Below are 12,618 nucleotides of genomic sequence, written 5' to 3'. Positions count from 1 at the left end.
AGACTGAACGGGACCGGTTGTGTTCGCAGCGTGACCACCGGGACAATGGAGGCGATGAACGACGACCTCCCGGCCCTCGCCGCCCGCATCGACCGCACGAACGAGCTGCTGACGCGCATGCTCGCCGAGGTGGCCAAGACGCCCTCGACCCACGCGATCTTCGTCGACGCGGGGTACGTGTACGCGGCGGCGGGACGCCTGGTGGCCGGGACCGAGGACCGTCGCGCCTTCGACCTCGACGCCGAGGGCCTGCTCGAGGCGCTCATCGACCGAGCCCGCTCGATCTTCGCCGACAGCCGGCTGCTGCGCGTCTACTGGTACGACGGCGCCCGACGCCGCATCCACACCGCCGAGCAGCAGTCCATCGCCGAACTGCCGGACGTCAAGGTGCGGTTGGGCAACCTGAACGCCAACAACCAGCAGAAGGGCGTCGACTCGCTGATCCGGACGGACCTGGAGTCACTGGCCCGCCACCGCGCCATCAGCGACGCGGCCCTGCTGGGCGGCGACGAGGACCTGGTCTCGGCCGTGGAGGCCGCGCAGGGGTACGGCGCCCGCGTCCACCTCTGGGGCATCGAGGCGCCGGAAGGCCGCAACCAGGCCGAGCCGCTGCTCTGGGAGGTCGACAGTCAGCGCACCCTCGACCTCGACTTCTTCAAGCCGTACGTCGCACGGCGCACCGTCCCCGGCTACGAGGCGAACGGCGCGAGCCGGCCCACCCGCGAGGCCGTCCGCTTCGCCGGCGCGCAGATCGCGGCGAAGTGGCTCGCCGCGCGGGGCAGGGAGACCCTCGCGGAGCTGCTGCCGGGCCACCCCTACCTCCCCGGCTCCGTCGACCAGGATCTCCTCGTCGAGGCCGAGGGCATCCTGCAGTACTCCCTGCGCGGCCAGGCGGACCTGAGACGCGCCCTACGGGACGGCTTCTGGGAGCACGTGCAGGGGCAGTACTAACGGGTACTGGCGGTACTGGATCCGCCGCACTGCCGCATTACTGGTTCCGCCGCACTGCCGCATTACTGGTTCCGCCGCGGTGCCGCACTACTGGTTCCGCCGCGGTGCCGATCTGCCGCAGGGCTAGCCCTGAAGGGGGTGCTTGTCCCAGAAGTGGGCCAGGGCGCGGGCCGTAGGCAGGGGCTGATCCAGGTTCGGTGAGTGCTCGGCGCCCGGCACGACGGTCCGGTGCGCACGCAGCTCCAGGGCCATGCCGTCCAGGAGAGTGAGCGGCCAGGTGTCGTCCCGTGCGCCCGACAGGACGTGGAACGGCAGCGGGACGGCGGCGAGTTCGGCGACCCGGTTCGGTTCGACGCACAACCGGCGGCCGGTGACGAGGAGTTGGGCAGGCTTGTGGTTGAGCCAGCGCAGCCGCAACTGCTCCGGGTCGCCGAAGCCGCGGGCCGGCCCGCCGACCTCCTCCGGCGGCCCCATCGCCAGGATCGCCTCCCACACCTGAGGCATCGTCATCACCGCGAGCGCGTCGTGCAGCAGCTTCACGCGCTGCTTCTGCGACTCCGAGATCTCGGCCGGACCCGACGAGATCAACGTGAACGAGACGAAGGGGGAGTGGTCGAGGAGGACGGCGGCGCGGGCGATCTGACCGCCGAGGGAGAGCCCGACGAGGTGCAGGGGCGTGTCGAGGGCCGCCGCCTGCGCCAGGACGTCCCGGGCCAACTCCGCCTGGGCGTAGGGCGATTCGTCCTCGGCTGGTCCGTCGGACTCGTTCTGTCCACGCCCGTCCACGGAGATGCTCCGGTAGCCGCGGGCCGCGAGCGGCCCGTGCAGCTGGTGGAAGTCCTCCTTGCTCCCGGTGAAGCCGGGCAGCAGAAGCGCGACACCGCGCGGCTCGACACCGGCGGCCACGGGCGCGTCGACGACGGCGAACTCACCCCGCTCGGTCCGCAGGGAGTACGCACGCGCGCCCGGGGGCGGGGGAAAGGGGGTGCTGCTGCTCGGCGTGGTCACCTGCCGAGGCTACCGGGAGCGTGTGCCGCGCACGCCGACGGCCCGGCCCCTCACCGAGGAGGGGCCGGGCCGTCGGACTGTCGTGCCGTGCCGGTCGGTCAGCCGTCCGCGGGCTCCGCGGCGGCCGTCGCCTTGCGGGTGCGACGCACCCTCGGCTTCGCCTCGGCCTCGGCGGCGGGGGCCTCGGTCGGTGCGGTGGCTGCCGTCTTGCGGGTGCGGCGCGGCTTGGTGGCTGCGGCTTCCTGCGTGGCCTGGGCCGGGATGTCGGCCGTGGTGAGCGTCGTCTCGGGCTCGGTGGCCTTGCGGGTGGTGCGGCGGCGGGGCTTGGCCTCGGTCGCCTCGGCGGTGTCGACCGCGGCCACGGCCTCGGCCGGAGCCGTGGCGGCCGTCTTCCGGGTCCGACGCGGCTTGACCTCCACGGCCTCCGCGACCGGCTCCGCCTCCGTCACCTTGGCGGCCGAGGCTGCCGTCTTGCGCGTGCGGCGCGGCTTCGCCTCTGTGCCCTCGGCGGTGTCGACCGCGGCCACGGCCTCGGCCGGCGCCTTGGCAGCCGTCTTGCGCGTGCGGCGGGGCTTGGCCTCGGTGGCCTCGGCCGTGTCCACGGCGGCTTCGGCCGGAGCCGCCGCCTTGCGGGTGCGGCGGGGCTTGGCCTCGGTGCCCTCGGCGGTGTCGACCGCAACCGCGGCCTCGGTCGGTGCGGTGGCTGCCGTCTTGCGGGTGCGGCGCGGCTTGGTGGCTGCGGCTTCCTGCGTGGCCTGGGCCGGGATGTCGGCCGTGGTGACCGTCGTCTCGGGCTCGGTGGCCTTGCGGGTGGTGCGGCGGCGGGGCTTGGCCTCGGTCGCCTCGGCGGTGTCGACCGCGACCGCGGCCACGGCCTCGGCCGGAGCCGTGGCGGCCGTCTTCCGGGTCCGACGCGGCTTGACCTCGACCTCGGCCTCGGGTGCCGCCGCGGGCTCGACGGCCGCGGTGACCTCCGGGGCCTCGGCGGGAGCCGTCGCCTTCCGGGTGCGGCGGCGCGGCTTGGCCTCCGCCGCCTCGGCGGTCTCGGGCGCCTCCGTGGCCTCCACCGTGTCGACCACGGTCTCGGCAGCGGCGGCCGCCTTGCGGGTACGGCGACGGCGCGGCTGCGCCGGGATCTCCGGAGCGGACGCCGGGGTGTCGAGGGCCGGGCCCTCCACCGTCGTCACGGCCGCTTCCGCGGCCTCGGCGACGGCCTCGACGGCCGTAGCGGTGGCGGTGGCCGTCAAAGCGGCGGCCTCCTGCCCCGATCCACTGCGCGTACGGCGCCGACGACGCGGGGTGCGCGGACCGGCGGCCTCCTCCGTCACGGACGTCGGCTCGGCCAGGGGTGCCTGCTCCGGTGCCGTGGTCGCGGCGGGCGTCGGCGTCGCCTCGAGAGGCGCGCCGTTGCGCGTACGACGGCGGCGACGCGGTGTACGTGCGGCACGCTCGCGCTCATCGGTACCGGAGCGCTCGCCGGAGCCGGAACGTTCACCGGTACCGGAACGCTCGCGCGCACCGGAGCGGGAGTCGCCCCGGCCGCCTCGCTCGCCCCGGCCGCGGTCGCGGTCACCGCGACCGCGGCCGGCGCGTCCGCCCGGCTCGCCCAGGTCCTCCAGCACCTCCGCGTCGAGCCCGGCGCGGGTGCGCTCCGCGCGCGGCAGGACACCCTTGGTGCCCGCGGGGATGTTCATCTCCTCGAAGAAGTGCGGGGAGGTGGAGTACGTCTCCGGCGGGTCGCTGAACTCGAGCTCCAGCGCCTTGTTGATGAGCTGCCAGCGCGGGATGTCGTCCCAGTCGACGAGCGTGACGGCGATGCCCTTGGCGCCCGCGCGGCCGGTACGACCGATGCGGTGCAGGTACGTCTTCTCGTCCTCGGGGGACTGGTAGTTGATGACGTGCGTGACGCCCTCGACGTCGATGCCGCGGGCGGCGACGTCGGTGCAGACGAGAACGTCGACCTTGCCGTTGCGGAAGGCGCGCAGCGCCTGCTCGCGGGCGCCCTGGCCGAGGTCGCCGTGGACGGCGCCGGAGGCGAAACCGCGCTGCTGGAGTTGGTCGGCGAGGTCGGCCGCGGTGCGCTTGGTGCGGCAGAAGACCATGGCCAGTCCCCGGCCGTCGGCCTGCAGAATGCGCGCGACCATCTCGGGCTTGTCCATGTTGTGCGCGCGGTACACGTGCTGCTTGGTGTTCGCGACGGTCCTGCCCGCGTCGTCGGGCGACGTGGCGTTGATGTGCGTGGGCTGCGACATGTAGCGGCGGGCGAGACCGATGACCGCGCCCGGCATGGTCGCCGAGAACAGCATGGTCTGGCGCTTCGCCGGAAGCATGTTGATGATCTTCTCGACGTCGGGCAGGAAGCCCAGGTCGAGCATCTCGTCGGCCTCGTCGAGGACGAGCGACTTGATGTGCTTGAGGTCGAGCTTCTTCTGGCCCGCGAGGTCCAGCAGGCGGCCCGGGGTGCCGACGACGACGTCGACGCCCTTCTTGAGGGCCTCGACCTGGGGCTCGTACGCCCGGCCGCCGTAGATGGCGAGGACGCGCACGTTGCGCACCTTGCCCGCGGTCAGCAGGTCGTTGGTGACCTGCGTGCACAGCTCACGCGTGGGGACGACGATGAGCGCCTGCGGGGCGTCGGTGAGGGCCTCGGGCCGGGCGCGGCCGGCCTCGACGTCGGCGGGGACGGTCACGCGCTCGAGGAGCGGGAGGCCGAAGCCGAGCGTCTTGCCGGTGCCGGTCTTGGCCTGGCCGATGACGTCCGTGCCCGTGAGGGCCACGGGGAGCGTCATCTCCTGGATGGGGAAGGGGGTGGTGATGCCGACGGCCTCCAGGGCCTCGGCGGTCTCGGAAAGGATTCCGAGCTCTCGAAACGTCGTAGTCAGGGTGCTGCCTCTTCTGTGTGCGCGGTGCGAGGCGAGCGCGGGGGGTCTTTGACGGACCGTGCCGGGGGACGTCGGCTGCCCTACGGGCTGCCCTTGGGGGCACTGCCGTATGGCACGGGACCTCTGCCGACGCTCTAGCGCTCGTACCGCTGAGGGGTTCCCTCCGATCGTCGTACGCACAGTGCCGTACGGTCAGGGAGGGCTGTCGGGTCGGAGCCGATCGGGCCACCGACCGGGCATCCTCATACGTGCGGCCCGTCGAATATTCGGCAGGCGCATTACCACCATACCCCGGAATCGTGCACATGTGATGGCCGATTCGGTCACGTTGTGGTTGTCACAGTGCCAGGCGCGGTCCCTTACGTCTTCGTTGTCACACTGACTGACCAGGGACTTCCACCGTGCGGCGAGCGGGCTATTGTGCGCTTCATGACGACCTCTGACAAGCCCGAGAACACCGCCACCGGTATCGCCGCCCAGGACTGGGCGACGGCCTCCGCCGACCCGCAGTACCGGGCCGCGGTCGTGGACCTGCTGGGTGCGTTGGCGTACGGCGAGCTGGCGGCGTTCGAGCGCCTCGCGGAGGATGCCAAGCTGGCGCCCACGCTCGAGGACAAGGCGGAGCTGGCGAAGATGGCGTCCGCCGAGTTCCACCACTTCGAGCGGCTGCGCGACCGGCTCACGGAGATCGGCGAGGAGCCGACGGGGGCGATGGACCCGTTCGTCGCCGCGCTCGACGGCTTCCACCGGCAGACGGCTCCCTCGGACTGGCTGGAGGGCCTCGTCAAGGCATACGTCGGTGACTCGATCGCCAGCGACTTCTACCGTGAGGTCGCGGCGCGTCTGGACGGCGACACCCGGGCCCTGGTGCTGGCGGTGCTCGACGACACCGGACACGCCGGTTTCGCCGTGGACCGGGTGCGGGCCGCGATCGACGCGGAGCCGCGGGTCGGCGGGCGGCTCGCGCTGTGGGCGCGGCGGCTGATGGGCGAGGCCCTGTCGCAGTCCCAGCGGGTGGTCGCGGACCGCGACGCGCTGTCGACGATGCTCGTGGGCGGCGTCGCGGACGGCTTCGACCTCGCCGAGGTGGGCCGGATGTTCTCCCGCATCACCGAGGCGCACACCAAGCGGATGGCGGCGCTGGGACTGGCTGCCTAGGGCTGCCCTGGACCTCGGGCTCAGACCTGCGCCGGCGCCGATCGTCGGCGGAAGTGACCGGACGGTCGCAGCAGCAGGGAGAGGGAGGCGGCGGAGACGACCGCCGCGCCGATCAGGCTTGCCAGGACGGAGCCGGAGCCCAGCGCGCTGTGGGTGACGAAGTCACCGAACAGGGCTCCGGCGACGCCCGTCGCGAGGACGAGCGTGCGAACCGGCAGGCGGTGGGAGAGGCGGTGGACCGCCGCCCACGCCAGCACAAGACCGAGCACAGCGGAGCCGAGCGCTTCCAAGATCATTTAGGTCCCTCCCGAGCGGCTGGGCCGTGCACCAAGGTCGTAGCCCGTCATACCCGTGACCTGCGGAATGCAATCCTCATCTGTGGTCGAACCGTGTGCCGCCCGTGAACGAGAACAGGAGAGGGGCCCGACATCTCGTCGGGCCCCTCTCCTGTTATGCGGCTACAGCTGTCCCGCCGGCTTACAGCGCGCCGAAGCCCACCTTGCGCGGGGCGGGCTCGCCCAGCTCGACGTAGGCCAGACGGTCGGCCGGAACCAGGACCTTGCGGCCGTGCTGGTCCACGAGGCTGAGCAGCTGCGACTTCCCGGCCAGTGCCTCGGCCACCACGCGCTCGACCTCCTCGGGAGTCTGACCGCTCTCCAGAACGATCTCGCGAGGCGCGTGCAGCACGCCGATCTTGACCTCCACGGCTATGTCCCTCCGACGGTCATGAGGTGCGCGGGCGTCCGCGCCGTACGCTGCACACATTAGCCCGGTGAGGGGACGTACACGGCGTGGCCGTCCACGCCAGGAGCGAACAGCGGGCGGGAACAAACAGCCGAGTGCCCCCGCGGTCAGTGCTGATCGGTGCCGTGCAGCGGGAAACCGGCGATGCCCCGCCAGGCCAGCGAGGCCAGCAGCTGCACCGCCTGGTCGCGCGGGACGCTGCGGTCGCTGTGCAGCCAGGACCGGGCCACGACCTGCGCGAGGCCGCCCAGACCCGAGGCGAGCAGCATCGACTCCGCGCGAGAGAGGCCGGTGTCCTCGGCGATGACCTCGGAGATCGCCTCGGCGCACTCGACGGTGACCTTGTCGACCCGCTCACGCACCGCGGGCTCGTTCGTCAGGTCCGACTCGAAGACCAGGCGGAAGGCGCCGCCGTCGTCCTCCACGTACGCGAAGTACGCATCCATCGTGGCCCGCACGCGTTGCTTGTTGTCGGTCGTCGAGGCGAGCGCGCCGCGCACGGCCTGGATCAGGGACTCGCAGTGCTGGTCCAGCAGGGCGAGGTAGAGGTCGAGCTTGCCGGGGAAGTGCTGGTAGAGCACCGGCTTGCTGACGCCGGCCCGTTCGGCGATGTCGTCCATCGCGGCCGCGTGATAGCCCTGTGCGACGAAGACTTCCTGGGCGGCGCCCAGCAGCTGGTTCCGTCGGGCACGGCGCGGCAGGCGGGTGCCCCGCGGGCGCGCCGCCTCTGTCTGCTCGATGGCTGTCACGCCGCCTCCCAAAGTGGTCCTCTTGCGGTGAGCGCCGCGCCGCCATCGTACTTTTCGGTAACCGTGGTGTGCGCGGTGCGAGCGCAGAATTTCACGGACCGGACGGCAGCAAAAGCGGTAGAGATGGTTTTGAACCGGAATCTTCCGGGCAAACTCCGGCCCGCTCCAGCTCGCTGCCGGTCAGCGATAGTCGTCCTCGTCGAGTGAGACGACGCGAGCCTGTTCGACGAGATCGGCCTCGTTCGCCCGGGCCGGGTCCACGTCCTCCAGAGGGTCGTCGCGCTCCGCCGCGACGTCCGTGTACTGCTCGGCGGCGTCGTTCTCCGGCGCCTCGACGTCGATCTCCCCGAAGTCGTCGTCCTCTTCGAACGTCTCCGGGTCGGTGGGGTCAACGGCCATGGTGGGCTCCCTTCCTCCGAACGTCCCTGCGAGCTGCAGGGCCTCAAGCGGGTGCCCTCGGTACGAGCCTAGGAGACACCCGTTTCGGACGCTATGCGATCCGTATGCGGAGTGCCCCTGATTCGCGCTGGTATGGCGTACGCGCGGTGCGGGTGTGGTGTCGGTCTCGACAGGCGTTCGACCCGCGCGTGTGATGGCGAACACACCAGGCTGCGCGTGATCGTCTCGTAACATTGCCGCATGTCTTCGACCGAGCTGCCCTCCGTGCCGCCCACCAGTGTGCTGCCGAGGGCCACTGCCGTGCGGGTTGCGGAGGGCGAGCGGGTCCGGTCGGTGGGGCTGCCGGGCATCACGCTGACGATCCGATCCCGGCCGCCCGCGCGCGAGGGGCTCGAGCCCGCGCTGTACGTGCACGGCCTGGGCGGTTCCTCGCAGAACTGGTCGGCGCTGATGGCACTGCTCGACGGGGTCGTGGCGAGCGAGGCCGTCGACCTGCCGGGCTTCGGCGACTCCCCGCCGCCCGACGACGGCAACTACTCCATCACGGCACACGCGCGTGCCGTGATCCGCTACCTCGACGCGGCCGGCCGCGGGCCCGTCCACCTCTTCGGCAACTCCCTCGGCGGTGCGGTGTCCACGCGCGTCGCCGCGGTCCGCCCCGACCTGGTGCGGACGCTGACACTGGTCTCGCCCGCACTGCCCGAGCTGCGCGTCCAGCGGACCGCGGTGCCCACCGGCCTGGTCGGCCTGCCCGGCGTGGCCGCGCTCTTCAGCCGGTTCACCCGGGAGTGGACGGCCGAACAGCGCGTCCGCGGCGTCACGGCGCTCTGCTACGGCGATCCCGGACGGGTCTCTCCAGAGGCGTTCCGGCACGCGGTGGAGGAGCTGGAGCGGCGACTGCAGCTGCCGTACTTCTGGGACGCGATGACGCGCTCCACGCGCGGGCTGCTCAGCGCGTACACCCTGGGCGGCCAGCACGGGCTGTGGCGCCAGGCCGAGCGTGTCCTCGCCCCGACCCTCCTCGTCTACGGAGGCCGCGACCAGCTCGTCGGCTTCCGCATGGCCCAGCGGGCCGCCCGCGCCTTCCGCGACTCCCGGCTGCTCACGCTGCCGGACGCCGGCCACGTGGCGATGATGGAGTACCCCGAGACGGTGGCGACGGCGGTCCGGGAGCTCCTCGCCGACACCGCGACCGCGCCCCCGACCGAGACCACGGGGGGCTGAGGCCGACGTGGGACGCCACAGCCGGCGTGGACCCGCGCCCAAGGGCGCCGGGAAAGGCGACTCCAAGGGCGCGCCGCAGGAGGCTCCCCCAGGGCTTCCGGAGGGGGACATCCGGGGCGCCCGCGTCCAGACCCCGCCCCCGGGTCACGACGGCACCCCCTCGCACGGACTGCCCCGCTTCCCCGACGGCACGCCCGCCCACGGGTTCCCGCAGGTGCGGGGCGGCCACCCCGAGCAGCGTGAAACCGGGGGCGGCTGGGGTGACTTGAGAGGGCGGCAGACGGGTACCGGGCAGCCCGTGATACCGCGTCAGCGACCGATGCCGCCGGGGCCGCCGGGCGGCCCGCGCCAAGGCTCCCGTCAGGGGCCGCGCCAGGACTACCTCGACGCCTTCCAGGAAGGCGACGAGGCCCTCACGCGCGCGGGGGCGCCGTATCCGGCCACGCGCGCGCGTGCACAGGATCACCACACCTCCCTCGACGCTTCGGGCACCGGTCTCACCGGTCTCACCGACCGGAACACCGTCTCCCGTTCGGCCGCCCCGGCAGGACTCGACGGGGACGACGGGGACGACCGGGACGGTCCGCCGCCCACCGGCGGGCCCGGGTCCGCCAAGACCGCCGGGTCCGCCAAGGGCGCCGGCTCAGCCAAGGGTGCCAAGGGGCGCACGTTCACCGGTATCGCGGCCGCCGCGGTCACCACGGTGCTGGCCGTCGTGGTGGCCGGCCAGGTCACCGGCGGGCGGGACGACGACGCCGTCCAGTCGCAGTCCGCCACCGGCCAGGCCCGCGACGGCCTCGAAGACGCCGCGCCCGGCGACGACCGGCCGAGCCCGTTCGCGTCCCCCGGCGTGGCCACACTGACGTACGCGCAGCGGATGGACCTGCGGTACCCGCTCGGCGCCAAGCTCAAGGGCTCGGGGAAGTTCGACGCGATCGCGGGCATCGACAAGGCGCCCGGCAAGGGGCAGAAGTACACCTACCGCGTGGACGTGGAGCAGGGCCTCGGGCTCGACGGCGAACTCTTCGCGCAGGCCGTGCAGAAGACGCTCAACGACGACCGCAGCTGGGCCCACAACGGCGCCCGCACCTTCGAGCGGATCCATTCGGGCAAACCGGACTTCGTCATCACCCTCGCCAGCCCCGGCACCACCGCCGAATGGTGCGCCAAGTCGGGCCTGGACACCACCGAGGACAACGTCTCCTGCGACTCCGCCGCCACCGAGCGGGTGATGATCAACGCCTACCGGTGGGCGCAGGGCTCGAAGACCTACGGCGACAAGATGTACGCCTACCGGCAGATGCTGATCAACCACGAGGTCGGCCACCGGCTCCGCTACGACCATGTCACCTGCGACAAGAACGGCGACCTCGCGCCGGTCATGCAGCAGCAGACCAAATTCCTCGACCACAACGGGATTCACTGTCTGCCCAACCCCTGGCCCTATCCCAAGGGTTGATCTCTCGGGTGGACAGACGTCTCATGGGTCACGTTGACATGCCCAGAAAGTTCCTCCATATTGCTGCGCATGTGGTCTAGTCATCCTGTCGACAGCAGCGCCGCCATCGAGCTGGCGCTCTTCGGCGTGACCGCACTCTGCGTGGCAGACATTCTCTGTAGCTGACGCTCGCCTCTGGCGTTGGCGTCGCGATTCTTCCTCCCTTTTTTCGTGCCTCGGGCACGGCATTTTCGACGACCTGACGCCGAGCGGACGTCTGCTCACTTCCGTCTCACTCCTCGTCATTCCGTCTCATCATTCGAGAGGTCGTCTTCGATGCGTCATCCGTCCCTCATAGCCCGCCGCGTGGCCGCGGCGGCCGTCAGCCTGGTGGTGGCAGCGGGCGCCGCCGCGTGCGGTCCTGAGGACAACGACAACGATGCCAAGGCCTCCGGCAGCGACTCCACACCGCACAAGGGCGGCACCCTCACGGTCCTGAACTCCGAGCCGCAGACCGACTTCGACCCGGCCCGGCTGTACACCTCCGGCGGCGGCAACGTGCCCTCCCTCGTCTTCCGCACCCTCACGACCCGCAACCGCGAGAGCGGCGCAGCCGGCGCGAAGGTCGTCCCCGACCTCGCCACCGACACCGGGCGCCCCAACAAGGACGCGACCGTGTGGACGTACACCCTGAAGACGGGGCTCAAGTACGAGGACGGCACCGCGATCACCTCGGCCGACATCAAGTACGGCATCGAGCGCTCCTTCGCGCCCGAGCTGTCCGGTGGCGCGCCCTATCTGCGGGACTGGCTGGTCGGCGCGGCCGACTACCAGGGGCCGTACAAGGACAAGGGCGGGCTCGCCGCGATCGAGACGCCGGACGACCGGACCATCGTCTTCCATCTGAACAAGCCCGAGGGCGAGTTCCCCTTCCTGGCCACGCAGACGCAGTTCGCGCCCGTGCCGAAGGCCAAGGACACCGGCACGAAGTACGAGGAGCACCCGATCTCGTCCGGCCCCTACAAGGTCGTCAAGAACGAGAACGACGGTGAGACGCTCCTCCTGGAGCGCAACACCTATTGGTCCGCCTCGACGGACGCCGAGCGCAAGGCGTACCCGGACAAGATCGACGTCAAGTCCGGGCTCGACTCCTCGGTGATCAACCAGCGGCTGTCCGCGTCCCAGGGTGCGGACTCGAAGGCGGTCACCACGGACACCAACCTCGGCCCCGCCGAGCTCGCCAAGGTGACCGGCGACAAGGAACTCGCCGCGCGGGTCGGCACCGGGCACTTCGGCTACACGAACTACATAGCGTTCAACCCGACCGTCAAGCCGTTCAACAACGTCAAGGTGCGGCAGGCGATCTCCTACGCCATTGATCGCTCGTCGGTCGTGAACGCCGCCGGCGGGTCGTCGCTGGCCGAGGCCGCCACCACCTTCCTGCCGAACCAGAAGTCCTTCGGCTACGAGCCGTACGACCTGTTCCCGGCGGGCGACTCCGGCAACGCGGCCAAGGCCAAGGAGCTGCTGAAGGAGGCCGGTTACCCCAACGGGCTCACCGTCACGCTGACCCACAACAACGCCCAGAACTTCAAGACCAGCCCCGAGATCGCGACGGCCCTCCAGGACGCGCTCAAGAAGGCCGGCATCACCGTCAAGCTGCAGGGCCTGGAGGACAACAACTACTCGGACACGGTCCGCAAGGTGAAGACCGAGCCGGGCTTCTTCCTCGCCACGTGGGGCGCCGACTGGCCCTCCGGCGGTCCCTTCCTCGCCCCGATCTTCGACGGCCGTCAGATCGTCAAGGACGGCGCGAACTTCAACTCGGGCCTGCTCAATGACAAGTCGGTCAATGCCGAGATCGACGCGATCAACAAGTTGACCGATCTTGACGCTGCCGCCAAGAGGTGGGGTGCACTGGACAAGAAGATCGGCGAGCAGGCACTGACCGTGCCGCTGTTCCACCCGGTCTACAAGCGGTTGGTCGGCAAGGACATCAAGAACGTCGTGATCAGCGACTGGACCGGTGTGCTGGACATCTCGCAGGTAGCGGTCAAGTAATCCG

The 12,618-nt window shown here is 71.3% G+C and carries 12 protein-coding genes; 6 read left to right on the top strand and 6 right to left on the bottom strand.

All coding sequences use genetic code 11. The features are described from left to right. Window positions 1-54 precede the first annotated feature (54 nt). Window positions 55-951 carry an NYN domain-containing protein gene (locus ACZ5SK_RS31210; RefSeq protein WP_334577418.1) on the top strand — a complete coding sequence of 299 codons (897 nt, stop codon included), beginning with the start codon at window positions 55-57 and terminating at the stop codon, window positions 949-951. A gap of 123 nt (window positions 952-1,074) precedes the next feature. Here the strand turns inward: ACZ5SK_RS31210 and ACZ5SK_RS31205 are convergent, their stop codons facing one another. Further along, window positions 1,075-1,959, bottom strand: a complete 885-nt coding sequence (locus ACZ5SK_RS31205; RefSeq protein ID WP_468157595.1) for an alpha/beta fold hydrolase — start codon at window positions 1,957-1,959, stop codon at window positions 1,075-1,077. Window positions 1,960-2,057: 98 nt separating this feature from the next. Further along, on the bottom strand, window positions 2,058-4,748 hold the full coding sequence (locus ACZ5SK_RS31200; RefSeq protein ID WP_468576747.1) for a DEAD/DEAH box helicase: 2,691 nt from the start codon (window positions 4,746-4,748) through the stop codon (window positions 2,058-2,060). Window positions 4,749-5,261: 513 nt separating this feature from the next. On the opposite strand from ACZ5SK_RS31200, the gene ACZ5SK_RS31195 reads away from it, so the two are divergent. Then, window positions 5,262-5,999 carry a ferritin-like fold-containing protein gene (locus tag ACZ5SK_RS31195; protein ID WP_334577415.1) on the top strand — a complete coding sequence of 246 codons (738 nt, stop codon included), beginning with the start codon at window positions 5,262-5,264 and terminating at the stop codon, window positions 5,997-5,999. 20 nt (window positions 6,000-6,019) lie between these two features. Here ACZ5SK_RS31195 and ACZ5SK_RS31190 read toward each other — a convergent pair whose 3' ends face one another. From ACZ5SK_RS31190 to ACZ5SK_RS31175, 4 genes are all read right to left on the bottom strand, one after another. Further along, the gene (locus ACZ5SK_RS31190; protein ID WP_334577414.1) at window positions 6,020-6,295 is read right to left on the bottom strand and encodes a hypothetical protein; all 276 of its coding nucleotides are present in this window, start codon (window positions 6,293-6,295) and stop codon (window positions 6,020-6,022) included. A gap of 181 nt (window positions 6,296-6,476) precedes the next feature. Further along, window positions 6,477-6,704, bottom strand: a complete 228-nt coding sequence (locus ACZ5SK_RS31185) for a DUF3107 domain-containing protein (RefSeq protein WP_020130831.1) — start codon at window positions 6,702-6,704, stop codon at window positions 6,477-6,479. 146 nt (window positions 6,705-6,850) lie between these two features. Continuing rightward, a complete protein-coding gene (locus ACZ5SK_RS31180) occupies window positions 6,851-7,492 on the bottom strand; it encodes a TetR/AcrR family transcriptional regulator (RefSeq protein ID WP_079659831.1) in 642 nt (213 codons plus the stop codon). Window positions 7,493-7,672: 180 nt separating this feature from the next. Next, window positions 7,673-7,891 (bottom strand): hypothetical protein, encoded by a 219-nt coding sequence (locus tag ACZ5SK_RS31175; RefSeq protein ID WP_079659830.1) that lies wholly within the window; start codon window positions 7,889-7,891, stop codon window positions 7,673-7,675. 240 nt (window positions 7,892-8,131) lie between these two features. Here ACZ5SK_RS31175 and ACZ5SK_RS31170 point away from each other — a divergent pair, with 240 nt between their 5' ends. The 4 genes from ACZ5SK_RS31170 to ACZ5SK_RS31155 all read left to right on the top strand — a co-directional run bounded on the left by ACZ5SK_RS31170 (window position 8,132) and on the right by ACZ5SK_RS31155 (window position 12,614). Then, window positions 8,132-9,115, top strand: coding sequence for an alpha/beta fold hydrolase (locus tag ACZ5SK_RS31170; RefSeq protein ID WP_334577413.1), 984 nt, complete (start codon window positions 8,132-8,134; stop codon window positions 9,113-9,115). Window positions 9,116-9,122: 7 nt separating this feature from the next. Further along, window positions 9,123-10,574 carry a DUF3152 domain-containing protein gene (locus ACZ5SK_RS31165; RefSeq protein WP_457494794.1) on the top strand — a complete coding sequence of 484 codons (1,452 nt, stop codon included), beginning with the start codon at window positions 9,123-9,125 and terminating at the stop codon, window positions 10,572-10,574. 69 nt (window positions 10,575-10,643) lie between these two features. After that, a complete protein-coding gene (locus ACZ5SK_RS31160; RefSeq protein ID WP_334577411.1) occupies window positions 10,644-10,739 on the top strand; it encodes an Ms4533A family Cys-rich leader peptide in 96 nt (31 codons plus the stop codon). A gap of 150 nt (window positions 10,740-10,889) precedes the next feature. Continuing rightward, window positions 10,890-12,614, top strand: a complete 1,725-nt coding sequence (locus tag ACZ5SK_RS31155; protein WP_334577410.1) for an ABC transporter substrate-binding protein — start codon at window positions 10,890-10,892, stop codon at window positions 12,612-12,614. Window positions 12,615-12,618 lie beyond the last annotated feature (4 nt).

It is taken from the genome of Streptomyces sp. NPDC031474, from assembly GCF_055581185.1.
Note: the sequence above shows the minus strand (reverse complement) of the source record. Positions and strands in the feature narration are given on the sequence as shown.